This window comes from Kitasatospora sp. NPDC051164 (assembly GCF_044455625.1).
Lineage (GTDB): Bacteria > Actinomycetota > Actinomycetes > Streptomycetales > Streptomycetaceae > Kitasatospora.
In genome coordinates this window covers 1-24533 of record NZ_JBITFB010000005.1, presented here as the reverse complement: position 1 = coordinate 24533, position 24533 = coordinate 1, and the positions used below count along the sequence as shown (strand labels likewise).

23 protein-coding genes are annotated in these 24533 nt (G+C 73.4%); 10 read left to right on the top strand and 13 right to left on the bottom strand.

Annotation, left to right across the window (positions count from 1 at the left end):
• Nucleotides 1–17 precede the first annotated feature (17 nt).
• Nucleotides 18–752, bottom strand: coding sequence for a polyprenol monophosphomannose synthase (locus tag ACIBEC_RS09250; protein ID WP_360504511.1), 735 nt, complete (start codon nt 750–752; stop codon nt 18–20).
• 206 nt (nt 753–958) lie between these two features.
• On the bottom strand, nt 959–2557 hold the full coding sequence (locus ACIBEC_RS09245; protein ID WP_396287824.1) for a N,N-dimethylformamidase beta subunit family domain-containing protein: 1599 nt from the start codon (nt 2555–2557) through the stop codon (nt 959–961).
• Between the two features lie 390 nt (nt 2558–2947).
• Between ACIBEC_RS09245 and ACIBEC_RS09240 the strand changes: the two genes are divergently transcribed.
• Nucleotides 2948–4849: an amino acid transporter gene (locus ACIBEC_RS09240; RefSeq protein WP_360504599.1), complete on the top strand. Its 1902-nt coding sequence runs from the start codon at nt 2948–2950 to the stop codon at nt 4847–4849.
• Between the two features lie 62 nt (nt 4850–4911).
• Here the strand turns inward: ACIBEC_RS09240 and ACIBEC_RS09235 are convergent, their stop codons facing one another.
• From ACIBEC_RS09235 to ACIBEC_RS09225, 3 genes are all read right to left on the bottom strand, one after another.
• Entirely contained in the window at nt 4912–5181 is a 270-nt protein-coding gene (locus tag ACIBEC_RS09235) for a GlsB/YeaQ/YmgE family stress response membrane protein (protein ID WP_360504509.1), read from the bottom strand.
• 184 nt (nt 5182–5365) lie between these two features.
• Nucleotides 5366–6166, bottom strand: coding sequence for a HEAT repeat domain-containing protein (locus ACIBEC_RS09230; protein ID WP_360504507.1), 801 nt, complete (start codon nt 6164–6166; stop codon nt 5366–5368).
• A gap of 97 nt (nt 6167–6263) precedes the next feature.
• Nucleotides 6264–6974, bottom strand: a complete 711-nt coding sequence (locus ACIBEC_RS09225) for a TetR/AcrR family transcriptional regulator C-terminal domain-containing protein (protein ID WP_360504505.1) — start codon at nt 6972–6974, stop codon at nt 6264–6266.
• A gap of 121 nt (nt 6975–7095) precedes the next feature.
• Between ACIBEC_RS09225 and ACIBEC_RS09220 the strand changes: the two genes are divergently transcribed.
• A complete protein-coding gene (locus ACIBEC_RS09220) occupies nt 7096–8286 on the top strand; it encodes an FAD-dependent monooxygenase (RefSeq protein ID WP_360504503.1) in 1191 nt (396 codons plus the stop codon).
• Between the two features lie 8 nt (nt 8287–8294).
• On the opposite strand, the gene ACIBEC_RS09215 is transcribed toward ACIBEC_RS09220, so the two are convergent.
• Nucleotides 8295–10127 carry a hypothetical protein gene (locus ACIBEC_RS09215; protein WP_360504501.1) on the bottom strand — a complete coding sequence of 611 codons (1833 nt, stop codon included), beginning with the start codon at nt 10125–10127 and terminating at the stop codon, nt 8295–8297.
• A 367-nt stretch (nt 10128–10494) separates the two neighbouring features.
• On the opposite strand from ACIBEC_RS09215, the gene ACIBEC_RS09210 reads away from it, so the two are divergent.
• Nucleotides 10495–11121, top strand: a complete 627-nt coding sequence (locus ACIBEC_RS09210; RefSeq protein ID WP_360504500.1) for a CBS domain-containing protein — start codon at nt 10495–10497, stop codon at nt 11119–11121.
• Between the two features lie 160 nt (nt 11122–11281).
• On the top strand, nt 11282–11932 hold the full coding sequence (locus tag ACIBEC_RS09205) for a beta-glucanase (protein ID WP_360504498.1): 651 nt from the start codon (nt 11282–11284) through the stop codon (nt 11930–11932).
• A gap of 72 nt (nt 11933–12004) precedes the next feature.
• Here the strand turns inward: ACIBEC_RS09205 and ACIBEC_RS09200 are convergent, their stop codons facing one another.
• Entirely contained in the window at nt 12005–12394 is a 390-nt protein-coding gene (locus tag ACIBEC_RS09200) for a hypothetical protein (RefSeq protein WP_360504496.1), read from the bottom strand.
• 152 nt (nt 12395–12546) lie between these two features.
• Here ACIBEC_RS09200 and ACIBEC_RS09195 point away from each other — a divergent pair, with 152 nt between their 5' ends.
• Entirely contained in the window at nt 12547–12879 is a 333-nt protein-coding gene (locus tag ACIBEC_RS09195) for an SHOCT domain-containing protein (protein ID WP_360504495.1), read from the top strand.
• A 137-nt stretch (nt 12880–13016) separates the two neighbouring features.
• Here the strand turns inward: ACIBEC_RS09195 and ACIBEC_RS09190 are convergent, their stop codons facing one another.
• Nucleotides 13017–13427 (bottom strand): organic hydroperoxide resistance protein, encoded by a 411-nt coding sequence (locus ACIBEC_RS09190; RefSeq protein ID WP_360504493.1) that lies wholly within the window; start codon nt 13425–13427, stop codon nt 13017–13019.
• A gap of 162 nt (nt 13428–13589) precedes the next feature.
• Between ACIBEC_RS09190 and ACIBEC_RS09185 the strand changes: the two genes are divergently transcribed.
• From ACIBEC_RS09185 to ACIBEC_RS09175, 3 genes are all read left to right on the top strand, one after another.
• The gene (locus ACIBEC_RS09185; protein ID WP_360504491.1) at nt 13590–14063 is read left to right on the top strand and encodes a MarR family transcriptional regulator; all 474 of its coding nucleotides are present in this window, start codon (nt 13590–13592) and stop codon (nt 14061–14063) included.
• Between the two features lie 348 nt (nt 14064–14411).
• Complete coding sequence (locus ACIBEC_RS09180; RefSeq protein ID WP_360504489.1) at nt 14412–14984, top strand: sigma-70 family RNA polymerase sigma factor; 573 nt, start codon at nt 14412–14414, stop codon at nt 14982–14984.
• A gap of 407 nt (nt 14985–15391) precedes the next feature.
• Entirely contained in the window at nt 15392–15820 is a 429-nt protein-coding gene (locus ACIBEC_RS09175; RefSeq protein ID WP_360504487.1) for a hypothetical protein, read from the top strand.
• Nucleotides 15821–15879: 59 nt separating this feature from the next.
• On the opposite strand, the gene ACIBEC_RS09170 is transcribed toward ACIBEC_RS09175, so the two are convergent.
• The 3 genes from ACIBEC_RS09170 to ACIBEC_RS09160 form a co-directional block, all read right to left on the bottom strand.
• Nucleotides 15880–16539: a GAP family protein gene (locus ACIBEC_RS09170; protein ID WP_360504485.1), complete on the bottom strand. Its 660-nt coding sequence runs from the start codon at nt 16537–16539 to the stop codon at nt 15880–15882.
• Between the two features lie 202 nt (nt 16540–16741).
• Nucleotides 16742–18154: an argininosuccinate synthase gene (argG, locus tag ACIBEC_RS09165; protein ID WP_360504483.1), complete on the bottom strand. Its 1413-nt coding sequence runs from the start codon at nt 18152–18154 to the stop codon at nt 16742–16744.
• 370 nt (nt 18155–18524) lie between these two features.
• Nucleotides 18525–19184 carry a rhomboid-like protein gene (locus tag ACIBEC_RS09160; RefSeq protein ID WP_360504481.1) on the bottom strand — a complete coding sequence of 220 codons (660 nt, stop codon included), beginning with the start codon at nt 19182–19184 and terminating at the stop codon, nt 18525–18527.
• A gap of 324 nt (nt 19185–19508) precedes the next feature.
• Here ACIBEC_RS09160 and ACIBEC_RS09155 point away from each other — a divergent pair, with 324 nt between their 5' ends.
• Both ACIBEC_RS09155 and ACIBEC_RS09150 read left to right on the top strand, forming a co-directional pair.
• Nucleotides 19509–20219: a rhomboid-like protein gene (locus ACIBEC_RS09155; RefSeq protein WP_360504479.1), complete on the top strand. Its 711-nt coding sequence runs from the start codon at nt 19509–19511 to the stop codon at nt 20217–20219.
• Between the two features lie 271 nt (nt 20220–20490).
• Nucleotides 20491–23202: a glycosyl hydrolase gene (locus ACIBEC_RS09150; RefSeq protein WP_360504477.1), complete on the top strand. Its 2712-nt coding sequence runs from the start codon at nt 20491–20493 to the stop codon at nt 23200–23202.
• A 193-nt stretch (nt 23203–23395) separates the two neighbouring features.
• Here the strand turns inward: ACIBEC_RS09150 and ACIBEC_RS09145 are convergent, their stop codons facing one another.
• Both ACIBEC_RS09145 and ACIBEC_RS09140 read right to left on the bottom strand, forming a co-directional pair.
• Nucleotides 23396–23854 carry a hypothetical protein gene (locus ACIBEC_RS09145; protein ID WP_396287821.1) on the bottom strand — a complete coding sequence of 153 codons (459 nt, stop codon included), beginning with the start codon at nt 23852–23854 and terminating at the stop codon, nt 23396–23398.
• 262 nt (nt 23855–24116) lie between these two features.
• Nucleotides 24117–24533: non-reducing end alpha-L-arabinofuranosidase family hydrolase (locus ACIBEC_RS09140; RefSeq protein ID WP_396287820.1), on the bottom strand; the 417-nt coding region annotated here is incomplete at its 5' end.

Sequence of the window (24533 nt, the reverse complement as noted above, 5' to 3'; positions counted from 1 at the left end):
CTTCCGGCTGCCTCCGGTCAGTTGCCGCGGTGGAAGCGCAGCTTCCAGGGGGCCAGCGCGGACTCGACCTGCACCCCGATGCTCATCTTCGAGGCGCCCTCGATCCGCTCCTCGAAGCGGATCGGCACCTCGCGGATCGTCATGCCCTGCTTGACCACCCGGTAGTTCATCTCGACCTGGAACGAGTAGCCGTTGCTCTGCACGGTCGGCAGGTCGATGGCGCGCAGGGTGCTCGCGCGCCAGGCCTTGAACCCGGCGGTGGCGTCCCTGACGCCCAGGCCGAGGATGGTGTTGACGTAGAGGTTGGCCCAGGCGGACAGGGCCTTGCGGTGCCAGGGCCACTCGGCGGCGGTGGAGCCGCCGGTGACGTAGCGGGAGCCGATCACCACGCCGGTGTCGTCGGTGAGCAGGGTCCGCACCATCTCGGGAATCGCCGAGGCCGGGTGCGAGAGGTCGGCGTCCATCTGGACCACGACGTCGGCGCCCTCGTCCAGGGCCCGGTCCATGCCGGCCAGGTAGGCGCGGCCGAGGCCGTTCTTCTCGGTGCGGTGCAGCACGCCGACGGTGCCGCCGGAGTCCGCGGCGAGCTTCTCGGCGATCTCGCCGGTGCCGTCGGGCGAGTTGTCGTCGACCACCAGGAGGTGCAGGTTCGGCACCGGAAGCTCTGCGAGCAGGCCCGCGAGGACCGGGAGGTTCTCCCGCTCGTTGTACGTGGGGACGACCACAACGACCTTGGGGGAGGCCTCGACCATGTTCTGTTTCCCTCGTGCACTCGCCGGTCGGCACCCGGGCCGCACCGGTCGGTTTGCCTGGACGACCTGCGCTGGTTGGACCGGGTGAGTGTATCGGGGGCGCGGGCCCCCTCCTGCCGCGGGCGGCGGTCGGACGTCCGTTCGACCACGATGCGCTCCCGCGGCGGGCCGCCCCCGCCCGAAATGGTTGTCCGGAGAACTCGCCGCTACGCCGTGCCGTAGACGGCGCCGAGGTTGTCCTGGGCCGGGTGGGTGCGGCCAGCCGGGCCGGCGGCGAAGGTGCGCAGGACGTTCTCGGTGGTCCTGCGGACCAGGTCCCCGGCCTGGGCGTCGATGCCGTGGTCGGCCTTGCCGCCGCCGGGGCTGTGGGCGTCGAGGGTCTCGACCCAGCGCATCGTGCCGGAGGCGAAGACCCCGGCGCCGCCGGGCACGGTGTAGTAGGCGGTGTCGGAGTGGGAGTGGCGGCCCTCGCAGACCACGGGGGAGTGGGCGATCACCTCGATCGGGCGCGGGGTGGGGAAGGCGGTGTCCACCCGGTCGTACTCGACGCCGACCAGGTGCGGGAAGGACGCCCCGGCCGCGACGCCCGTCCCCTCGAAGGCCCAGTGCCCGGGGGAGGTGACCACGTACGGGGCGTCCACCGGGTAGCCGTCGTAGATCACGCCGAGCATCGAGCTCTCCGGGTCGGCGCCCGGGTCGGCCCGGAAGTCGGTGGTCGCCGGGGCGCCCGCCTGGTACCCCGGGTCCTGCGCCCAGGCGCCCTTGTAGCAGACCACCGTGCGCTCCGGGCCGAGGTCGGTCGGCTCGAAGCGGACCCGGCGGAAGCAGCAGTTGGCGCCCAGGATCGCCAGGTTGGTCCCGGCGTCGCGGGCGGCGACCACCCGGGCGCGCTGCTCGGGGGACCAGTACTCGTCGTGGCCCAGCGACACGACGGTGGTCGCGCCGGTCAGCAGCCCGGGCTCGCGGGCCACGTCGATGCCGGTGGTGTAGGCGAGCGGCAGACCCAGCCGCTCGGCGAGGGCGACCAGCGGCGCCTCGTAGACCAGGAACAGCCCGGCGCCGTGGTCGTAGTCGTACGGCCGGTCGAAGACGACTTTCAGCGAACGGGTGGCCAGGCCTCCGGTCGGGCCGTTGTAGAGGCTGTAGCCGCCCCACTCGTTGTAGGCCTGCCAGGTCGCCGGGGCGCTCATGATCACGGTCTTCCCGGCGGTGACGGCCGAGCGGACGGTGAGCGGCACGTAGCGGTGGCCGGAGCCGTCCTCGGTGTCCAGACGCAGCAGGTACGCGCCCTCGGGCCAGCCGGTGGTGTCCACGGCGAGGGTGCGCTGCCAGCCGGTCAGCACGGTGCGGGTCGCCGGGTCGACGTGCGGCGTGGGCTGCTGGTCGCCGGGGACGTGTTCGCGGCGCCAGACCAGGCGGGCGCGGGCGCCGTCGTACCAGCCCATCCGGTAGGCGGAGACGGTGAACGCGGAGGCCGGGGTGGAGACGTGCAGGCCGAAGCTCTCGCCGGGCAGCACGCTGACCCGGTCGGCGAAGCCCGCGATGGCGGCGTCCGGGCCGGGGTCGGTGATCTCCCAGCCGGGCGTGCCGGGCAGGGCCTGCTCGTGCTTCAGGTCGTTGGTCGGCCCGGCGTGCCGGCCGGCGTCGCCCGCGCCGGGGTCGGTGTCGCCCGGGCCGGGGCCGGCCGTTGGGTCGGCGGAGGGGTGCGGGGCCGGTGCCGGCTCCGGGTGACGGGCACCGCAGGAGGTGACGGCGGCCGCCATCAGGCCCAGGCCCAGGATCCCCCGTCGGCTCGGTACCGCCACCGCGGCCTCCCTCTGGTTCGCAACTGTGTCGATGGTGTCGATCGGCCGTCGCCGACCCGGAGCGTCAACCTCGTGCGTCAATGCGCGCGGACATCCTCACCCGTTCCGGAGGCCGAGTCCGGGTAAACGCGCCGGGCCGCCGGGCACGGCCGGACGCCGCCCGCCGGCCGGGAGGGCCGTACGGGCGCACCCTGGCGTGTTGGCCCGCGCGGTTCCCGGGCGGGCCCGACCCGGTCACCTAGCCTGACCAGGCCCGCCGTCCGGCGGCCACAGGGGGTCCGGCCCCGTAGGCGGCCGACCGAGTCGTGGACAGGGGTGTACGTGGTCTCGTCGGGTTCGGCCGAACCGGGGGCGCCGTCCCGGCCCAAGGGCGGGCGGTTCCGGGCGTGGATGCTCGAAGGCCTGGCGGACAGGGCCAAGCAGCACCCCGGCCCGCACGCCCAGGTGCCGCACGTGAAGGGGCAGCGCTGGTGGCGGGTCATGTGCCTGACCGGCCTGGACTACTTCTCCACGCTCGGCTACCAGCCCGGCATCGCCGCTCTCGCGGCCGGCCTGGTGTCGCCGCTGGCGACCATCGTGCTGGTGATCGTCACCCTGCTCGGCGCGCTCCCGGTCTACCGGCGGGTCGCCCAGGAGAGCCCGCACGGCGAGGGCTCGATCGCGATGCTGGAGCGGCTGCTGTCGTTCTGGAAGGGCAAGCTGTTCGTCCTCGCGCTGCTGGGCTTCGCGGCCACCGACTTCATGATCACCATCACCCTGTCCGCCGCCGACGCGAGCGCGCACCTGGTGGAGAACCCGCACCTGCACAGCGCGCTGACCGGCAAGGAGGTCCTCCTCACCCTGATCATGATCGCGCTGCTCGGCGGGGTCTTCCTCAAGGGCTTCGGCGAGGCGATCGGCCTGGCCGTGGTGCTGGTCGCGGTCTACCTCGCGCTGAACGTCGTGGTGGTCGCCGACGGGCTCTGGAACGTGCTCAAGGCCCCGTACCTGTTCAGCGACTGGACCGACGCGCTCATCATGGAGCACGGCAACGTGATCGCCATGGTCGGCGTGGCCCTGATCGTCTTCCCCAAGCTCGCGCTCGGCCTGTCCGGCTTCGAGACCGGCGTCGCCGTGATGCCGCACATCGAGGGCGACCCCGACGACACCGAGGAGAAGCCCACCGGCCGGATCCGGGGCGCCCGCCTGCTGCTCACCACCGCCGCCGCGATCATGAGCTGCTTCCTGATCGCCACCAGCTTCATCACCACGCTGCTCATCCCGGCCGACGCCTTCAAGCCGGGCGGCGCGGCCAACGGGCGGGCTCTCGCCTACCTCGCCCACGAGTACCTCGGCAGCGCCTTCGGCAGCATCTACGACCTGTCCACGATCGCGATCCTCTGGTTCGCCGGCGCCTCCGCGATGGCCGGACTGCTCAACCTGATGCCGCGCTACCTGCCCCGTTACGGCATGGCGCCGCACTGGGCCCGCGCCGTGCGGCCCACCGTCATCGTCCTCACCCTGATCGCCTTCCTGGTCACCTGGCTCTTCGACGCCAACGTGGACGCCCAGGGCGGCGCGTACGCGACCGGCGTCCTGGTGCTGATCAGCTCCGCCGCGATCGCCGTCACCATTGCCGCACACAAGGCCGGACAGCGCCGCTGGCGGTCCGGCTTCGCGGTGATCGCGGCGGTGTTCCTCTACACCACGGCGGTCAACATCGCCGAGCGGCCGGACGGCGTCAAGATCGGCGCCTGCTTCATCGCGGGCATCATGCTGGTCTCCTTCCTCTCCCGGCTCAAGCGGGCCTTCGAACTGCGCGTCACCGACGTGGTGCTGGACGACGTCGCGGAGCGGTTCGTCCGGGACTACATGCACCGCCCGCTGCGGCTGATCGCCAACGAGCCGAACAGCCGGCACCTCGCCGAGTACCGCGACAAGATCCACCAGATCCGCCGGGACAACGACATCCCGGTCGAGGACGACCTGGTCTTCGTCGAGGTCACCGTGCTCGACCCGTCCGACTTCGAAGCCGAACTGACCGTGCGCGGCGAGGTGATGCACGCCCGCTACCGGGTGCTGTCGCTGCAGAGCTCCAGCGTCCCCAACGCGCTGGCCGCCCTGCTGCTGCAGGTCCGCGACCTGACCGGGCAGCAGCCGCACATCTACTTCGAGTGGACCGAGGGCAGCCCCTTCGCGCAGTTCCTGCGGTTCTTCCTGTTCGGGCAGGGCGAGATCGCACCGGTCACCCGCGAGGTGCTGCGCGAGGCCGAACCGGACCGCTCGCGCCGTCCGGCCGTGCACGTGGGCTGAGCGGTACGGCCGCGGGGTGCGGCCGTACCGCTCAGCCCGGCGGGCCGGCCGGGGCTATGAGGTCAGCGGCTGTGGTGGGACCTGGTCCAGGCGGGCGCAACGAAGGCCACCAGGCCGACGGCGAAGGCGAGTTGGAGGATGTGCCGGATCCAGTCGATGCCCGAGGTGTGGCGGACGCCGACCCAGCCGGAGACGGCGTTGCCGAGCCAGGCCCCGGCGGCGCCGAGCAGCATGGTCAGCCACCAGGGGATCGCCTGCGGGCCGCGCAGGATCAGCTTGGCGAGCACGCCGAGCACGAAGCCGATGAGCAGAATCCACAGGAGCTGGAACATCGCAGTCCACCTTCCGGGCGCCACCGGAGCCGACCGGCGCGCCGAATCGCCGAGTCGCCGAGTCGCCGAAGACGCGGTTTGTCCCATGCTCACCCGGATCGGCCGGACGGGCACGTCGGCGGAGAGCGGCGCAGGTCACCGACGGGATGCGCGTCTCCTGACGGCTTCCGGTGGCGGCGGGGCCTCAGCGGTCCCGCATCGCCTCGACGGCCTCGCGGACATCCGGGTCCGGATCGTCCGCGAGGCCGTCCAGCAGCCCGGCGGCTCCCGGGGTGGACCAGGTGCCGACCGTCCAGACCAGATCCTCGCGCACGCCGGGATCGGGGTGCGCGGCCAGGCGGGCCAGGGCGTCCACCGGGCCGCGACGGCGCATCGCGAACCAGTGCAGGGCGGCCCGCAGCTCGGTCGGGTCGCCCGGGTCGCCGGCCGCCTCGATCCGGGAGAGCAGGACGGGGACGGGCGGCGGCGGACCGTCCAGCGGGTGCGGCCGGCGCTCGCGCAGCCGGCGTCCGCCGTACTCGCCGCGGATCCGGCAGCCGAAGCAGGTGCAGGGCCGGGTGCCGTGGGCGTTCGGCAGGTAGCGCCAGCCGGCGACCTGCGGCACGGCGCGGATCCGGTGCACCTCGCGGGCGCCCACCGCACGCGGCAGGAAGACCTCCCAGCCGCGCGGATCGGCCAGCGCGCCGATCCGCCGCACCGCCTCGGCCGCGGACACCGACTGCTGGGCGCCCTTGGCGCGGTCGCGGTAGTGCCCGGCCAGGACCTCCAGCGCGTCGTCCAGTCGGACGTGCACCGCGACCAGGGAACCCTTGGGTCCGAACCGGGCCAGCTCGCGCAGCCACTGGTGGGTGAGCGTGTACGAGGGCAGCACGGGGAAGCAGTAGAGCCCGCGCGCTCCGCCCTGCCCGCGGCTGTCGGCCCGGATCCCGGCGCGGCGGATGCGCGGCGCGTTGGCCGCGGCGGTCAGGTGCACGAACATCGCCATGGGGCGCGATGGTAGCGGGCGGACGGGCGGTGGTCCGAGGGGTTTTCCGGGTGCGCGGCTGAGCCGGATCCTCGCGGTCAGGCCTGCCCGGTGCGGATCAGGTCTGCCGGGTGCGGCGCTCGATCAGGGCGGCCAGGCCGTCGAGGATGCGTTCCAGGCCGAAGTCGAGCGCCTGGTCGCGCCCGCCCGGGTCGGCCATGGCGGCCGCGACGGCGGGGTAGCGGTCGGCGTGCCGGCGCACCACGGTGTCGAGGACGGTGAGGAGTTCGGCCTCGGGGGAGCCGGCGGGTCCGGCGGCGCGGGACTGCTCGGCGATCCCGCGCACGTGCCCGGCGAGCAGGACGGCGGCGTCCATCCGCTCGGGGCCGGTCAGCCCGTGGCCGTCGAGTGCGGCCACCACCCGCTCCAGCCAGGTGAGTTCCTTCGGGCCGACCACCCGGGGGCCGACGGTGGCGTCCAGCAGCCACGGGTGCCGGGCGAAGGTGGCGGCCAAGTGGACTGCCCAGGCGGAGAGTTGCTCCCGCCAGTCGGCGCCGTCCGCGGGCCGTGGGGGCTCGTCGACGGCCGACTCGACCATCAGGGCGATCAGTTCGGCCTTGCCGGGGACGTAGCGGTAGAGCGACATCTTGGTGAAGTCGAGCAGCCCGGCCACCCTCTGCATCGACACCGCGCCCAGGCCCTCCGCGTCGGCGACCTCGACGCCGGCCGCGGCGATCCGCTCCAGGGTGAGGGCCGGCTTCGGCCCCCGGGTCGGCTTGGCCGGCGGCCCCCAGAGCAGCCGCACCGTGTCGTTCGCCGCCTCGCTCATCGTCCGCTCCCGTCGTGCTGCCTTGGGGGTTGCCCATCCACTCCAACTGTGTCTACCGTACACAGCAGCAAACAGTGTCCGCTGGACACAGTTTTCGGAATCCTCGGACGGAGTGGTCCCCATGAGCACCAAGATCCTGATCTCGGGCGCGAGCATCGCCGGCCCCGCGCTGGCCCACTGGCTGGGCCGGTACGGCTTCGAGGTGACCGTGGTCGAGCTGGCCCCCGCACTGCGCGACGGCGGCCAGGACGTCGACTTCCGCGGCCGCACCCACCTGACCGTGCTGGAACGGATGGGCGTGCTGGACGAGCTGCGTCCACTCGCCACCGGTGGCAGCCCGATGACCTTCCTGGCCGCCGACGGCAGCCGACTGCTGCACCTGCCCGCCGAGTTCGCGGGCGGCGACCTGGAAATACCGCGCGGGGAACTCGCCCAGCTGCTGTACCGGCACAGCAGCGCCCGCGCCGAGTACCTCTTCGGCGACTCGATCACCGCGCTGGAGGAGACGCCGAGCGGAGTCCGGGTCGCCTTCCGGCACGGTGCGCCGCGCGAGTTCGACCTGGTGATCGGCGCCGACGGGCTGCACTCCAACGTCCGTCGGCTCGCCTTCGGCCCGGAGGAGCGCTACGTCCGCCACCTCGGCTACTACGCGGCCACCTGGCAGCTGCCGAACGGCCTCGGACTGCCGGTCGGAACGGTGGGACTGAACGTCCCCGGCCGGCTGATGGCCGTCGGCGCCGCCCACCGGGACCCGAACCGGGCGGGCGCCTTCTGCCTGTTCGCCTCGCCTGAGCTGCGCTACGACCGCCACGACCAGGCGCAGCAGAAAACCCTGGTCCGGGCCGCCTTCGCGGATCTCGGCTGGCGGGTGCCACAGCTGCTGGAAAGCCTGGACGCCGCCCCCGAGCTGTACTTCGACTCCATCAGCCGGGCCGACACGCCCACCTGGTCGAGCGGCCGGATCGCCCTGATCGGCGACGCCGCCTGCGGCGCGACCATCGGTGGCATGGGCACCGGGACGGCGGTGGTGGCCGCGTACGTCCTGGCGGGCGAGCTGGCCCGGGCGCGCGGCGACCACCGCGCCGCCTTCGAGCGGTACGAGACGCTGCTGCGCGGCTACGCGCAGGGCTGCCAGAAGGGCGGCGACCGCACCGGGGCTTTCCTGGCGCCGCGCACGGCGACCGGGCTGCGGTTCCGCAACGCGGTACTGAACCGGCGGTGGGCGCTGGAGAAGATGCTGGAGCTGGGGAAGAAGGTCAGTAGCGTCGAACTTCCGGACTACGAGGCGGAGTTGTCAGGTGCAGCAGGCTGAATGGGGGGTCAGTGCAGCGGGCCGATGCGGGTGCCGTTGTCGAGGAGCGCCTCCACCTGGACGGCCGCGCGGGCAGGGCGCTCGACGGCGAGGGTGTGGTCCGCGGCGGGCCGGTCGGCGGACCAGTCCGGGCCCTTGACCGAGAGTCGGGTGACGCGGCGGCTGCCCGCCGCGAGCAGGTACTCCGTGCCCTGCGGGGAGCGCCACCAGGCCCAGGCCACCGTGTCCTGCTCGAAGCGGCTGCACGCCCGGCCCGGGCCGCCGCCGGTGCGCTGCGGTCCGCGGGCCGCCGGCAGGACGACGGCGGTGGCCGCGCTGCCCTCGCCGTTCCAGCGGTCGGCGCGCAGGCAGACCCAGGCGGCCGAGCCCACGTTCTGCGGCAGCGGCTGGACGGCGAAGGCCCACAGGTCGAGCTGCTTGACGCCCGGTTTGCCGTCCGGGACGGCGCAGCCGGCCCGGGCCCAGGCCTGCAGCGCGTCCTGGGCGGTCGCCTCGTGGGGTTCGCGGGTCGGCCGGGAGCGGTCGGGTGCGGTGCGGTCGGGCTGGGTGCGGTCCGGCGGCGCGGCGTAGGTGAGGTGCGCGGGGACGAGGCCGCCCAGGTCGGCCAGCAGGAAGGCGTGCTTGGCGACCACGGGGGAGGAGTGCAACTGGAGCAGGGTGGCGCCCTGGCAGTCGGCGGGACCGCCGCCGGCGGCCGGGGTGGTGATGCCGTCGGGGTGCTCCAACGGGCGGGCAGGGGCGTCGGGTTGGTCGATCCGACGGGTCTCGGCGGCGTCCACCCAGGGCGCCAGCAGATACCGGACGGCGGTGCCCTGGCGGCGCAGTGCCACCGCGCCCGCCGTGGTCAGGTCCGCGTCGTCGGCGCGGGCGAGGTCCAGACCGCCGTCGCGGCCGTCGGTGTAGCGGGCGATCCGCCGGCCGTCGTACAGCACCACCACGCCGGTGCCGTCCACCGTCCCGGCGAACAGCAGCTGCGGTGCTTCGGCGGGCGGGGCGGCGTCCGTGCCCGGCTCGGCGCGGGTCCGCGGTCCGGGCTGCGCCCAGGCGACCAGGGCGTGGCCGAGGAGCGCGCCGTCCTCGCGGCGGTCGCCCCGCGCGGGCCAGGCGGAGAAGTCCACCCGCGCGGTGTGCTGCCACGCGTCGAGCGCCACCCGGACCAGCCGGGCCGGATCGGCGGCGCCCGGGGCGGGCCCGGACGCCGGTCCGGTGGGCGTCGCGGGGCCGGATCCGCCCAGGACGGCGGCCGTGGTGGTGAGCCCCAGCACGCCGACCGCCAACGCCGCGGTCAGCGTCCGGCGGCGGCGCAGCAGGTCGGTGGGCTGCACTCGGACCGCGCACGGGTCGAAGGCGGGTGGCTGCGGGTCCGGGCCGGACGGGACGGCGGCGGCCGCGGCCACCGCCTCGTCCGGCTGTGCCACCCCCGCCTGCCGCAGCACCGACGCGGCCTCGTCCGCGTCCAGCTCCTCGACCGTCCGAAGGGCGAACGCGGCCCGGGCCGGGGTGTCGAGCGCGGCGAGCGCGCGGTCGAGTTCCGCGTCCTCCTCGCCGCCGTGCGGGGTGAACAGCCGCAGCCCCCAGACCCGGGGCGCGAACAGGCGGGCGGCCGGGTGCGGGCGGAGCGCGGCGCGCAGGACCCGCAGGCGCAGCGCGGCGTACACCGGGTCCGCTTCGGCGGTGCCCGATTCGTCACGGCGGGTCCAGCGGAAGGGCAGGGCGCGCTGGACGGCGGCGTGCGCGGCGAGCACCCGGGTGTGCCGGTCCCGGTCGGCCGGCAGAGCGAGGTACGCCAGCCGGACCAGCCTGCGGTAGTGGCGCACCAGCGCGGCCTCCGCCCGGGCCACGGGACGCGCCGGGACCCCTCGGGCCGGCGCTGCCGCGCCCACCGTCCGTCCTGGCAAAGGGGCCTCCCGGGAGCCGTGGTGCTGTCGTGGTGGACGGTCCAACGAGTCGATCATGTGATGGTTGCGCCGTCCGGGGATCCCGGCGGGCGATCGGAAGCGATCGAGGGGTGCGCGGAGCTCCGGTCGGGGCCGTGTACCAGGAGCGGGCCGGGGCCCAAGGTCCCACCCATTCGGCCCCTTGGCCCCTGGCGATCCGCGCGGCCGCGCGCCATGCTGCCGGTAACCGGCCGGGACGATCCGCGCCCGGTCGGACCAGCACTGTTGGACGAGGTGAACCGGCGTGCGGCATGCCACTGTCGAATCCGTGATGACCAGCCCCGTGGTCCTGGTCTCCCCCGAGACCGGGTTCCGGGAGATCGTGACGCTGCTGAGCGAGTACGACATCACCGGGGTGCCGGTGACGGACCCGGAGGGGCGGCCGCTCGGCGTGGTCTCGGAGGCCGACCTGCTGCGCACCCTGGCCGCGCAGGAGGACCCGGGCAGCCTGCTGCCGGCGCCCGAGTCGGTGCAGGCGGGCCCGGGCGGCGAGGTCACCGCCGCCGACCTGATGACGGCCCAACCGGTCTGCACCACCCCCGGCACCAGCGTGGTCGCGGCGGCCCGCATGATGAGCCGGCACGGACTGAAGCGGCTGCCGGTGCTGGACGAGGAGGGGCGGGTCATCGCCATGGTCAGCCGCGGGGACCTGCTGCGGGTGTTCCTGCGCGAGGACATGGTGATCCGGCGGGAGATCGTCGAGGAGGTGCTCGGCCGGATCGAAGGGGTCAGCCCGGCGGAGATCGGGGTGGAGGTCAACCAGGGCCGGGTGGTGCTCAGCGGCACCGTGCCCGAACCGCACCTGGTGCCGATCGTGCTCAACCTGTGCCGCTCGGTGGACGGCGTGGTCTCGGTGACCGACCGGCTCGGTGCCGGGGGCGCGGCGACGGTCGGCTGATCCGGCTTCCGGCCCTCTGTTCCGGCCTCTCGGCTCCGTCGCCGTGAGTGCCGGCTCGGACCCGGGCGGTCCACTTCGCATACAGCGGAGCGTATCGGGTAACTCACCCTGTGTGCCCGGCTGATGGCTGCCGGGACATCGGTGCACCGGGGAGGCGGCCGTGACAGTCGTGTTCGACGCGGACTTCACTTCGACCAGGCAGTGGATTACCGGGCGCAGCAGCGCCTATCCCCGGATGGGGCCGACCAATCGGAGCGACCACAAGCTCGACTACCTCGTCCGCGGGTACTGCCCCGGCGGACTGTTCACCGCCACCCGGCGGAGCAGCGGCGGGCTGTGGAGCTGCAACCTGCTGACCACCGAGGGCAGTCCGGACGGTTTCCAGGTCCGCACCGGGGACGTGCTGTCGGCGCGCGTGACGCTGCCCGTCGAATTGGGCGCGTGGCCGGCGATCTGGACCTGGCGGGACGGCGGCAACGAGGTGGACGTCTTCGAGTACCACCCCGACAACCCGGACCTGCTGGAGATCTCCAACCACGTCCGGGGCGGTTTCCGGTACTGGCACGGCGGCGGCGTCGGGATCGGCCCCGGGGCGACCTTCGGCCTGCGGGTGGTGCTCGGCGCACACTCGGTGGACTGGTACGTCGAGGACGAGCTGGTCTACGCGGACCTGCACGGGGTGGGGTCCAACTGGCACGCCTACCTGATCGTCAACCTGTCCGTGGCCGACGGGACGTACCACGACCGGCCGCCGATCGACGGGCCGGACCGGCTCAGCTGGGTCTGCCACAGCCTGCAGGTCGAGCGCTGAGACGGACGGACCCTTCGGCCTGTGGTTCGCGGCGTGTGCGGCTTGCTGTTCACGGCGCGTACGGCTTGCTGTTCACGGCGCGAAGGCGGCGGTGATCGGGCCGTGCGGGCCGAAGCGGTGGAACCAGACCGCGCGGCGGTTCCGGCCGATGTGGGCGGGGTCGGTCACGTACAGGTCGTCGCGCGGGGCGTGCTCGTTGCCCGGGGCGAGGGCCGCGTCCACGGCCTGGTCCGCGAGTTCGCGCAGCAGGGCGGTGGCGGTGGCCTCGGCGGCGGACGGCGCGATGGCGAGGGCGGCGAGTTCGGCCCAGAGCGCGGTGGCGACATAGGTGATTGGGGAGTGGCCGAGCGTCGGGTGGGGGCTGGGGTCGGCGTGGCGCCGCAGCACTCCGGCGGCGACGAGCTGCTCGGGGGAGCGGCCGTCGTCGGGCGGGTGGCGGGTCGTGGGCGGGTGCCGGTTCACAAGCGGCACGCTACCCCCGTGGGTGCGTGCCGGGGCGCCGGAACGTTTTTTCAGGCTTTCTTCACGGCACTTTCACCGGTGCCGGGCGCACGATGGTGGTAAGGCGCTGATCACCTCGGCGGGCCCCGACGGGGCCGGAGGAGGAGGTCCTGATGAGGCACTGGCATGGGTTCGGGCACGGCCACGGCATGGGTGGCTGGGGCGTCGGGATGATGGTGATCGGGACGTTGCTGGTCCTGGCGTTGATCGTGGTCCTCGCCGTCGCCCTGTTCCGGTACGTCTCGCGCTCGCGGCAGCCGATCCCGCCCGGTCCGGCGGCACCGGGCCCCGGCGGTCATGGGCCGGGCGGCTCGCGCGGCTGGGCGTCGGGGCCGACCCCGGAGCAGATGCTCGCGGAGCGGTTCGCGCGGGGCGAGATCGACGCGGAGGAGTACCGGCACAGACTGGAGACGCTGCGCTCGGCGAACGGGCCGGGAGGAGGCTGAGCCGGCGCGTGTCGGTGTGGGCGGCATCGCGCAGGGCGCAGGGGCCGGGCCCGCCGCACGTGCTGTGCGGCGGGCCCGGTGTGCCTGCGAAGGCTTCGGCGCGGTATCGCGACCCGCGGACCCACGCAGTTGCCCGACTACTCGACGACCAGCTCGACCGGGATGTTGCCCCGGGTGGCGCGGGAGTACGGGCAGACCTCGTGCGCCTGCTTGACCAGCAGCTCGCCGGTCTCGCCCGCGAGGGAGTCGGGCAGCTCGACGCGCAGTACGACGGCGAGGCCGAAGCCGGCGCCGTCCTTGCCGATGGACACCTCGGCGGTCACCGAGACCTCGCTGGTGTCCACCCGGGACTGCCGGCCGACCAGGCCGAGGGCGCTCGCGAAGCAGGCGGCGTAGCCGGCCGCGAACAGCTGCTCGGGGTTGGTGCCCTCGCCGTTGCCGCCGAGCGCCGCCGGCATCGCCAGCGGGAGGTCCAGTCGGCCGTCGGAGCTGACGGCGCGGCCCTCCCGGCCGTTGGCGGTGGCGGCGGCGGTGTAGAGCGCGTCCATGGTCGGTCCCCTTCGTGGTGCTTCACGTTGCTCGGATGGGTGGGCCCGGGGGCGCCGCCGGTGTTCTGGCGGCCTGTCCGGTGCCCTGCCGTGAGATAAGTAGAGCACGCAATTCAATTGCGCACAACTAAGTGGCGCGAGTGCGATCGGTACCATGGACCCATGACCACGCTTCCCGGCATGGCGGACGAGGAACTGCTCCGCCTCGACCAGCAGATCTGCTTCTCGCTCAATGCGGCCTCGCGGGCCTTCGGTGGCACCTACCGGGTGCTGCTCCGGGACCTCGGGCTGACCTACCCGCAGTACCTGGTCATGCTGGTGCTCTGGGAGGACGGCGAGCTGCCCGTCAAGCGGATCGGCGAGCGCCTGCGGCTCGACTCCGGCACGCTCTCCCCGCTGCTCAAGCGGCTGGAGGCAGCCGGACTGGTGCGCCGCGAGCGCAGCCCGCAGGACGAGCGGTCGGTCACCGTCGCGCTCACGCCCGAGGGGTCGGCGCTGCGCGAGCGGGCCGGGCAGGTCCCGCGCCGTCTGCTCACCGCGACCGGGCTGCCGGTCGAGGACCTGGCGGCGCTGCGGGGGCTGCTGGAGCGGGTGACCGCCGCGCTGGACTCGGCGGCGGTGGAGCCGGCGCCGTAGGGCCGGGTAGCGCGCGAGGCTGCCGACGGGGGTGGCGACGCGAGGGTGGTGACGCGGGGTGGCGCTGGCGGGTGGCGTCCGGTGTCGCCACATCGGCACCATGGGGCTTGTCAAGCCGACGCCCCGTCCGATGTGATCTGGGTCACATAGTCGGTATTCCGGCGGGGCTGAAGGGCCCGAATCGGCAGGTCAGTCGTGCTGTTCAAAAGTGAACGGAAACGTTCACCAATTGTCCGCCCGATCCGGTCGACATCCCGCGCCTCCCGGACGGTTACACCACGAGCCCCCAAGGGGCCGTCGGCGTGCCACCCGGTGGGCCGGCCAGCTGACCCACGAGAGGGGGCGTGCATGAACAGTCCCGGGCCGGGCGAGGAGCGGGGCCTTCGGGCGGACCCGCTCGGCGACCTGCCGAACGACTTCGAGGCCTTCTTCACCCGCGAGAACTCGGGCTACCTCCGCTACGCCCAGCAGCGCCTGCGGCACCGCGAGGACGCCCAGGACGCGGTCCAGAACGCCGGCGCCACGCTCTACAAGAACTGGCGCCGGGCCCTGGCCAGCGCCGATCCACAGGCCTTCGCCTTCAAGGTCGTGAAGGACGCGGTGGTGGACGTCATGCGCGACCGCCGACGCACCGAACGCAAACGACTGCGGGTGATCGCCCAGCGCAGCCCCGACAACAGCCAGGACGAACTGGACGAACTCGCCGAACTGGACGCCCTCGACTGGGCGATGGACGAGCTCGCGCGGGCCGCGCCGGTCCAGGCCGATGTGGTCCGACTGCGCCAGGCCGGCCTGTCGTACCCCGACATCGGCCGGTCGCTCGGGATCGCGCACACCACCGCCCGCACCTACTACAGCCTGGGGCGGCGCCACCTGGAGTACCTGCTGGAGCACCCGGACGACGACGAGGCGGAGACGTGAGGGTCGGGGACCTGCTGCGTGCGCACTCCGCCGAGCTGGAGCGGGAGTTCGACGACCACGACCCGGTGGCCTTCACCCGGCGGCTGGCCGAGCGGCTCGCCGCCGCTCGTCGGCCTGCCCCCGCCGTGCGCGAACGCCCCGCCCGTCCGCCGGCCGGCGCCCGACCGCCGCACGCTCCGGCGTCGGGGTCGAGCGCGGGGGTGGGGCTGGGCCCGGGAGCAGGCCCGGGACCTGGTTCGGGACCGGGTCCCGGGCCGGGTTGGAGTCCTGGTTCGGGTTGGGGCTCGGGTTCGGGCGGGGGGCCGGGTGCAGGCGCGGGCACGGGGGCGGGACAGTCCCCGTGGGCCGGGCGCCGGGCCGAACTCCGCCGGGACCTGCGGCACCTGTGCGCGGGCGTGGCGGGCGCCGTGAAGCCCGCGGAACTGGCCCTGGACCTCGAACTCGCCGAGAAGACCGCCTTCCGCACCCTCGGCTGCCTGCTGTACGGGATGGGACGCGCGCCGGACGGCGTCTTCTGGTGGCGGATCGCCGCCCAGTACGGGGACCAGCTGGCCGTGCACTGCCTGGCCGTGCACTACACCGCCGAGGGCGAGCGGCGGGACGCGGCGCGCTGGGCGGCCCAGGCCCAGGACCTCAGCGCCCCGGACCGGCTGCCGGAACTGGCGCCGGACGTGCGGCCGGGCGGTCCGGCCGAGCTGGCGCGGGTCCTGGCGGAGCGCTACGACGGGGAGATCCTGCTGACGCTGCGGGAGGCGGTGGCGGCGCACCCGAGGACGGACCCCGCAAGGCTGGGCGTCCGGGCGGTACGGGGGCGGGGGGTGGTGCGGATCCGGTGAGGGGCGCGGGCCGACCGGCGCGCGGCCGTGGACCGCGTGCCCTCTAGACGGGGTCTGGCTCACGTGAGCCCGGAGACCGCGTCGCCCAGGTACTCGGCTCCGAGCACGGCCGGGACCGTGGTCAGGACGGCGGCCTGGTGGGTGGCCGTCCAGGCCCGCCACTCGCCGAGGGTCCGGGCTCCGTCCCGCGGGTGGACCGCGAGCGGCAGGAGCGTGCAGAGCGAGCCGATCGACACCAGCAGTGCCGCGGCCACGGCCTCGGCGCCGGTGCCGGTCGCGGTGGCGGCGATCGAGGCGGCGCCGCCGACGGCCGGGAGCAGGCTCCTCGGGCTGCGCGCGACGAGTGCGAGGGCGAGGCCGGCGGACCTGGCGGGCGAGAAGCGGTCGATCCCCTGCAGCCAGGCGGGCGGCGCCGTGACGTGGCCCGCGCGAGGCCGGTCGTGCCACTGCCGCGCGGCCGACAGCAGGAGCAGCGCGCCGAGGGCGAGCTTCAGCCAGGACGACCAGGTGGGGGTGGTCTGAACCCGGTTCAGCGCGCTGCCGACCGCCAGGGTGACGGCGACCGGCACGGCGAGGCCGAGCACCCAGCCGGCCGTGAAGGCGAGGCCCTTCGTCCGGCCGCGCGGGGTGGCCAGGATGAGGATCACGGTGATCAGCGGCAGCGGGCTGAGCGCGACCGCCACCGCCGAGGCCAGCATCGAACCGACCGCTTCACCCATTGCGGGTCCTGCCTTCCCGTCGCCGGGCGCACGTTCGCCATTCAGCTACGGCGGTGCCCGGCGTGCACGGCCGGTGCGGCCGTCGGAGTGAACGGCGCAGGCCGCCGCACCGGTGTGGTGCGGCGGCCTCCGTGATCGCACCGGATCCGTCGGTCGGTGCGATGCCTTGTCGCTGTACGACCTTCGGTCGGTGCCGGACCCGTCAGTCGGTGCCGGACTCGATCGCCGCGTGGTCGAGCGCGGTGGACTCCTCCGCGTCGCCGGTGCCCGCGGCGATGGGGGCGGCCCCGCCCGGGGCGAGCTCGCCGATCAGGCCGCTCCACGGCGCCAGCTGGCCGTGCACCGCGTACTGCTCCAGCTTGCTGCGCGAGTCGGCGATGTCGAGGTTGCGCATGGTCAGCTGGCCGATGCGGTCGTCCGGGACGAACGCGGCGTCGACGCTGCGCTCCATGGACAGCTTCTCGGGGTGGTAGCTGAAGTTGGAGCCCTGGGTGTCGATCACCGAGTAGTCCTGGCCCCGCCGCAGCCGCAGCGTGACGCTGCCGGTGACCGGGTGGCCGATCCAGCGCTGCATGCTGTCCCGGAGCATCAGCGCCTGAGGGTCGAACCACCGGCCCTCGTAGAGCAGCCGGCCGAGGCGGCGGCCCTGGGTGTGGTAGGTGGCGAGGGTGTCCTCGTTGTGGATGGCGTTGAGCAGCCGCTCGTAGGCGATGTGCAGCAGCGCCATGCCGGGGGCCTCGTAGATGCCGCGGCTCTTGGCCTCGATGATCCGGTTCTCGATCTGGTCCGACATGCCGAGGCCGTGGCGCCCGCCGATGCTGTTGGCCTCGTGGACCAGGTCGACGGCGTTGGCGAACTCCTGGCCGTTGATCCGGACCGGGCGGCCGAACTCGAACTCGACGGTGATGTCCTCGGTCCGGATCTCGACCGCCGGGTCCCAGAAGGCCACGCCCATGATCGGGCTGACGATCTCCATCGAGGCGTCCAGGTACTCCAGCCGCTTGGCCTCGTGGGTGGCGCCCCAGATGTTGGCGTCCGTGGAGTAGGCCTTCTCGGCGGAGTCCCGGTACGGCAGGTCACGCTCGGCGAGCCACTCGGACATCTCCTTACGGCCGCCGAGCTGGTCGACGAACGCCTGGTCCAGCCACGGCTTGTAGATCCGCAGGTTGGGGTTGGCGAGCAGGCCGTAGCGGTAGAACCGCTCGATGTCGTTGCCCTTGTAGGTGGAGCCGTCGCCCCAGATGGAGACTTCGTCCTCCTGCATGGCGCGGACCAGCAGGGTGCCGGTCACCGCGCGGCCGAGCGGGGTGGTGTTGAAGTACGTCTGCCCGGCGGAGCGGATGTGGAAGGCGCCGCAGGCGAGGGCGGCCAGGCCCTCCTCGACCAGCGCGGCCCGGCAGTCGACCAGCCGGGCCTGCTCGGCGCCGTACGCGCGGCCCCGGGCGGGGACGTCGGCGAGGTTCGGCTCGTCGTACTGGCCGATGTCGGCCGTGTAGGCGTAGGGGAACGCACCGTGCTCGCGCATCCACGCGACGGCGACGGAGGTGTCCAACCCGCCGGAGAATGCGATGCCGATCCGTTCACCGACCGGCAGCTTGCTCAAGACCTTCGACATGGATGCACCCTTAGACCCGCGCGAGCGGGACCCTGATTCAGCGATATGTGACGGGATTCGGCGTATTCGATCCGATGCCCGAACTGTGGCATAGATTTGCAGAGCAACGCAAGAGCATACGATCGAGTCGATGCGGGTGACTGCTTGCGGAGCCGCCCTCCGTCGACCGCCGGTCCGCTCAACTCATCTGCGCTGCGGCGTGGTTGGTGGTTCGCCGGACGGCCGTCGGCCCGGTGCCGGGTGCGGTGGGCAAGATCCGGGCGGAGCGCGGAAGAACGGCGGAAGAACGGTGGGAGGCGGCGGGAAGAGCGTGGGAACCGCGACGGGCCGGACTCCCGGGGGAGTCCGGCCCGTCCCCGCTGGTGCGGCGTCAGCGCGGTACGGGCGCCGCCCGGGCGCGCAGCCAGGCCGTCCGGGAGGCGAGTACGCCGAGGCCCAGCGCGACCAGGTGCCCGGCGTCGGCCAGTTGCTGGTCCAGCGCCCAGGCGGTGGCCAGGGCCAGGGCCAGCGCCGGAAGACCGTAGCGGCGCAGCGGGACCGGACCCAGGGCGAGCAGACAGGCGCCGGTGGCGACCAGCCCGTAGCTGATGCCCACGTCCCGGGCCCGGGAGAGCGCGCCGGGGATGTGGGCGGTCAGCATCACCCACATGGCCCCCTCGGTGAGCAGAGTGGCACCCAGGTGCCCGAAGGCGAAGACGGCGGCGGCCCGGGCGGGGCCCCAACGCCACTCGGCCAGGCCCAGCACCACGGCGACCGCGGCGATGCCCGCCCAGGCCGGTACGCCGTCCACCACCAGGCCGCTGGTGAACATCGTCCACCATTTACCGACTTCCATGTGGTGCACGTTGCTGCTGTTGTGCCGGACGAACCTGGCCCGCTCGGCGTGGCCCTGGGCGGCGAGCCAGGAAGCGGTGACGGTCAGCAGCAGGACGTACGCCGTGGTGAGCCGCAGCCGGGCGGCCGCTCTCAGCGCGGGCTGCCGGGAGGCCTCGGTGTCGGTCGGTGCCCTCGTTGCGAGGCGATCGCTCATCGTGCCTGGCGCCCTTGTCTGCTGTTCCCGGTACCGGCACGCCCGGTGCGTGGCCGAGGAGGTCGTGGCCGGGAGGGTCAGAGCGCCAGCGTACGTCAGTGGAGCGTGGCCGCCGGATGCCGCCCTCGGGCGGTTGACGGGTGGCGCCGCCGCCGGGAGGCAGGGGCCGGATCACCCGTACGGGCCGCCACGGCGGCGGGTGGCGGCGGGGCGGGGCGAGGGTGGGGGAAGTGGTGAGGGGGAGCGGCGACGGGAAGCGGTGAGGGGGGGCAAGGGAGTGTCGAGGGGGGAGTGTCGAGGGGAGGAGTGTCGAGGAGGCAGTCGATGGCCGGCAGCACCGCCAGGAACTCCGAGGCGCACCGGCGGCCCTGGTGGGCGCGAGCCGCCCGCGCGGTGTGGGCCTACGTCCGGCGCGCCCCGGGCACCTACGTCTGGCTGGCGATCCTGCTCGTCACCACGCAGGTGATCCGGCACGTCGATCCGTTGACCGCCGACCGCATCCTGGAGCGGCGCTCGACCAACCTGCACCACCTGCAGACCTCGCCGGTCCGCGTCCTGGTGACCAGCGCCCTGTGGATCGCGGGCGGCGGGTGGCTGTCCTACTTCCTGCTCTACAACCTCTTCCACGTGCCCGCCGAGCGGTGGCTCGGCACGCTGCGCTGGATCTCGGTGGCGATGCTCGCGCACGTCGGCGCGACCTACCTCAGCGAGGGCGTGCTCGGCTGGGCGATCCACCGCGGGCTCGCCTCGCCGAAAGCCGTCTACACCCTCGACTACGGCGTGAGCTACGCGCTCGCCGGCGTGGTCGCGGTGCTCACCTACCTGATCGTGCGGCCCTGGCGGTACCTGTACGCGGCCGGGGTGCTGGTCGTCTACGGCCTGGGCGTCCAGCAGAGCCGGGACTACACCAGCGTCGGCCACCTCAGTGCGGCACTGATCGGATTCGCCTGCTACCCGCTGACCCGGGACCGCCCCGGCTCCTTCGACCCGGTCACCTCGGTGCGCGCGGCCCGGCGGCGAGTGCGCGGGCGGTGACAGGCTGGGCGGTGACGGGGCGGGCGGTGATCGGACGATATCAGCCGACGCGCTCGCGGTGGGGCGTCCTGCCGCCCGGGGGCCCGCCGCCCGGGAGGTCCGTCCGGTGTGCCCTCCGTATTCGGTGAATGCCAACTGTTCTAATCGGTAAGGAACTTACCGCCTTCTTACCGTACGGCCCTTCCCCTGGCCGGATCGGACCAGCAGGCTGTCCCCCTGTTTCCGCCGAGTCGCGCGACCGCGCGACCGGCCGCAGGGGAGGACCACAACCGTGCCCACCAGGCAACGACGACGGCTGCTGCTGAGCGCCGTCACGCTCACCGCGCTCGGACTGACCACCACCCAGGCGCTCGCCGCGCCGCCCGCACCCCGGGAGCCGCAACCGTGGCAGGTCCGGCACCAGGCGGACATCGGGAAGGCGCACGCCCAGAAGGTGCGGAGCGCCACCGGCGCCACGACCGCGGCCCCGAGCCTCAGCCCGCGGGCCGAGACCGAGGCCGGGGACGGCGGTGACGAGGCGGAGAACTCCGCCGAGGGCACCGCGCAGTACACCGAGGCCCGCACCGCCCCCGGCGTGGTCGCGCCGGGGGCCTACGGCGCGGCCTGGGCCCAACTGCAGTCCATGCCGCACACCGGCGGCAGCTGGGACCACGTCACGGACAAGCCGTACAACTCCGACGACCCGCGCTACCGCGACGTCAACTCCAACTCCAGCGGCGGATCCGGCCTGGTGACGGGCCGGACCACCGGCCTCGCGGCCGACAAGGACGGCTACGTCTACGCGGGCGGTGCCAACGGCGGCGTGTTCCGCTCCCGCACCGGCGGCGGCAACTGGGAGCCGATCGCCGACAAGCTGCCCACGCTGTCCACCGGCACGCTGAACCTCGACGACGGCGGCCGGCTCTGGTACGCCACCGGCGAGTCCAACACCGGCGCGACCTCGTACGTCGGCACCGGCGTGTACGTGCTCGCCGACCCCAAGCACGGTGAGTTCCAGCCGGGCAACCGGGTCGGCGGCGCCGAGCTGGAGTCGACCATCATCCACGCGCTGCGCTTCGCCGGCGGCAAGGTGTGGGCGGCCACCAGTCGGGGTGTCTGGAGCCACTCGACCACCACGCTGTCGGGCCCGTGGGCGCTCGAGTTCGCGCCCAACCCGGAGTACCTGCCGGGTGGTTCGAAGGCCGGGGACCCGGCCGCGCCGTACAAGAACATCGCCAACGACATCGCGATCGACCCCAAGGACCCGAACAAGGTGGTCCTCGCGGTGGGCTGGCGCGGCGGCGACACCTACAACGGCTTCTACAGCAAGGCCGCGGACGGCACCTGGCAGCGCGTCGGCTCGCTCGGCGACCTGCCGACGGACGCGGCGAACGTCGGCAACGTGACCTTCGCGCGCTCGGCGGACGGCTCGCGCTACTACGCGATCGACCAGTCCCCGGCGGTCATGGCCAGCGACCCGGACACCGGCCTCAAGGGCATCTACGTCTCCAAGTCCGGCTCCCCGTCCGGTCCGTGGACGCTGGTCGCGGACAAGGACAAGCTGAAGGGCTCCGGCTCCGCGCTGCAGGACGACGGCTACCAGCCGGGCATCCAGGCCTGGTACAACCAGTTCCTCCAGGTCGACCCGGCCAACCCGGACCACGTCTACGCGGGTCTCGAGGAGGTCTTCGAGACCACCGACGGCGGCGCCAAGTGGGCCACCGTCGGGCCGTACTGGAACAACGGCTTCCCGTGCTGGAGCATCGACCCGGCCAAGCAGACCGGCGACTGCTCGCCGACCACCCACTCCGACCAGCACGCCGTCGCCTTCGGCAGCTACCAGGGCAAGGTCAACGTCTACGTCGGCAACGACGGCGGTATCTACCGCCGCCCGGCCAACGGGCAGTTGGACGCGTACGGCCACGCCAAGGACTGGACGCCGCTCAACGACGGCACCATCGACACCCTGCAGTACTACTCGGTCGGCGTCGGCAAGGACCCGGCGGACCGCTCGGGCCGGGGTGTGATCGTCAGCGGCGGCCTCCAGGACAACGGTCAGTCGATCCTGCGCGCCCACGACAAGGTGATGGGCTCCAACTTCGGCGGTGACGGCGCCGACACCCTCGTCGACCCGGCCAACGGCTGCAACATCGCCGAGGAGTACGTCTACCTCGACATGTGGGTCACCCAGAACTGCGCCGTCAACGACGGCAGCTGGACGAAGGACCCGAGCAAGGCCACCTCCTACGAGGTCGCCCCGCCGGACAAGAACACCAGCGCCGCACGCTTCATCGCGCCGATCACCAGCGACCCGAAGGACGGCAACACCTGGATCGCCGGCGGCCGGCACGTCTGGGTACAGCACAAGGGCTACGCGATCCGCAGCGGCAACGAGTGGACCTCGGCCTACGACCTCGGTACCGGCCACGTCGCCACCGCGGTCGCGACGGTCGACGGCACGGTGTACGCGGGCTGGTGCGGCCCGTGCAACAACGTCGGCTTCAGCCGCGGCATCGCGGTGGGCAAGACCGACGGCACCGGCTGGCACCAGCTCGACCTGCCGGTCGACGCAACCCTGCCGAACCGCTACATCTCCTCCTTCGCCGTGGACGAGAAGGACGCCCAGCACGTCCTCGTCGCCTTCAACGGCTTCTCGCGCACCTGGACCGAGGGCCCCGGCGCGGGCGTCGGCCACCTCTTCGAGACCCACGACGGCGGCACCACCTGGACCGACATCTCGGCCAACCTGCCCGACGTCCCGGCCACCTCGGTGAAGATCCTGCCGAACGGCGGTGTGGCCCTCGGCTCCGACCTCGCCGCCTTCTACCGCGCGCCGGGCACCACCGACTGGCGGGTCCTTGGCCGCAACCTGCCCACCACCGCGGTGCAGCAGCTCAAGATCGGCCCGGACGGCAAGCTCTATGCCGCCACCTTCGGCCGCGGCATCTGGTCTTTCGACCTGCGTCACCTCGGCCACGGCCGCTACGACGAGACGGACGACTGATCGGCTGACGGCCGGCCGGCGACCGGCTGATGCCGGTCGACGTCCGGTCGACCCGCCGGTGCCCGGCCCGCTCACCGCGAGCGGGCCGGGCACCGGCGTCGGGGGTCGAACCAACGAGGGCAACATCCTCTGCGTGGCCGAGCGGCCCACCACCCAGCAGGCCGGCAAGGCCGTGCCACTGAACGAGGTACGGCTACCTGCTGAGGTCGCGCCGTTGCAGGTAGCCGATGATCGTCTTGGTCAGGGCCGGCGCGTGTTCGTAGGCAAGCGGCGCGAGTTCGGGCGGGAGTACGAAGTCGTCGGGGAGCCGGCGGTAGGCATCGGCGAGGGCCTGGGGCCAGGCACCGGTGAGCGGTGGGCGCATGCGGGCTTCCGAGGCCAGGGCCTGGTGCTGGGAGGCTGCCTCGGAGATCGCCTCCTGGACGGTCCAGTCGCTGATCGGAGCCCGGTCGGGTCGCCAAGGGGCGAGCAGCGGGGCGTCGGGGACGCGGGTCACGTTCGGCAGCGAGTCGAGCGCGGCGTCCAGGGACTCAAGCCAACCGCGGCCGTCCAGAAACGCCTCGTCGGGCAGGTGGAGAGCGCGCAGCGGCCGCTCGTTGTCCAGCGACTGCACAGCCGGCACCTCGGAGGGCTCGACCTCCTCGACCGGCACGCCGTACCGGCGGCCCGCGCGGACGATCGCCGCGAACGACCGCTCGTCCAGCGGCGAACCGACCGCGTTCAGCAGGACGAACGTGCCGGCCGCGTAGCCGTCGCCGACCGGACGTGCCTCGGCGCTGCCGGTCGGTGCGGGCGGAGGACGCGCGGGGCCTCGCCACTTCCGATGGCGAAGTGGCGAGGCTCAGGAACCGTACGCTCCGACCAGCGGTCGGCTCTCACGGCTCGCGGTGGCGTGACCGTGACTTGGCGGCGGGTCAGCGCCGCAGGGTGAGGAGACCCGGGCGCCACGGCAGTTGGTCGTAGGGGCCGGTCGCGGTGGGGGACTTGCCCTGGTAGAGGAACTGCAGGTTGCAGGGGTCGATGGTCATGGTCTGGTCGGGGTTGTTGCGGACCAGGTCACCGTGGCTGATGTCGTTGGTCCAGGTGGCGCCGCTGTTGGCCTTGCCGGCGAAGGGGTTGCTCTCGCTGGCGGCCTGCGGGGTCCACGCGCCGCTGAGGCTGGAGGCCGTGAACGAGCGGAAGTAGCGCTGCTCGTTGGCACCCCGGGCCTCGACGATCATGAGGTACTGGTTCTGACCCTGGACCTTGTAGACCTGCGGCGCCTCGAACAGGTTCTTCACCGTGTCGCTCATGACCGTCGTGTACGACGAACCGAAGTTGCCCGGGAAGTT

Excerpts from the sequence above, each read along its gene's own strand:
- ACIBEC_RS09250 (WP_360504511.1), bottom strand. The coding sequence starts at position 752 with ATGGTCGAGGCCTCCCCCAAGGTCGTTGTGGTCGTCCCCACGTACAAC.
- ACIBEC_RS09240 (WP_360504599.1), top strand. The coding sequence starts at position 2,948 with ATGCTCGAAGGCCTGGCGGACAGGGCCAAGCAGCACCCCGGCCCGCAC.
- ACIBEC_RS09235 (WP_360504509.1), bottom strand. The coding sequence starts at position 5,181 with ATGTTCCAGCTCCTGTGGATTCTGCTCATCGGCTTCGTGCTCGGCGTG.
- ACIBEC_RS09230 (WP_360504507.1), bottom strand. The coding sequence starts at position 6,166 with ATGGCGATGTTCGTGCACCTGACCGCCGCGGCCAACGCGCCGCGCATC.
- ACIBEC_RS09225 (WP_360504505.1), bottom strand. The coding sequence starts at position 6,974 with ATGAGCGAGGCGGCGAACGACACGGTGCGGCTGCTCTGGGGGCCGCCG.
- ACIBEC_RS09220 (WP_360504503.1), top strand. The coding sequence starts at position 7,096 with ATGAGCACCAAGATCCTGATCTCGGGCGCGAGCATCGCCGGCCCCGCG.
- ACIBEC_RS09210 (WP_360504500.1), top strand. The coding sequence starts at position 10,495 with ATGACCAGCCCCGTGGTCCTGGTCTCCCCCGAGACCGGGTTCCGGGAG.
- ACIBEC_RS09195 (WP_360504495.1), top strand. The coding sequence starts at position 12,547 with ATGAGGCACTGGCATGGGTTCGGGCACGGCCACGGCATGGGTGGCTGG.
- ACIBEC_RS09190 (WP_360504493.1), bottom strand. The coding sequence starts at position 13,427 with ATGGACGCGCTCTACACCGCCGCCGCCACCGCCAACGGCCGGGAGGGC.
- ACIBEC_RS09185 (WP_360504491.1), top strand. The coding sequence starts at position 13,590 with ATGACCACGCTTCCCGGCATGGCGGACGAGGAACTGCTCCGCCTCGAC.
- ACIBEC_RS09180 (WP_360504489.1), top strand. The coding sequence starts at position 14,412 with ATGAACAGTCCCGGGCCGGGCGAGGAGCGGGGCCTTCGGGCGGACCCG.
- ACIBEC_RS09170 (WP_360504485.1), bottom strand. The coding sequence starts at position 16,539 with ATGGGTGAAGCGGTCGGTTCGATGCTGGCCTCGGCGGTGGCGGTCGCG.
- argG (WP_360504483.1), bottom strand. The coding sequence starts at position 18,154 with ATGTCGAAGGTCTTGAGCAAGCTGCCGGTCGGTGAACGGATCGGCATC.
- ACIBEC_RS09160 (WP_360504481.1), bottom strand. The coding sequence starts at position 19,184 with ATGAGCGATCGCCTCGCAACGAGGGCACCGACCGACACCGAGGCCTCC.
- ACIBEC_RS09155 (WP_360504479.1), top strand. The coding sequence starts at position 19,509 with ATGGCCGGCAGCACCGCCAGGAACTCCGAGGCGCACCGGCGGCCCTGG.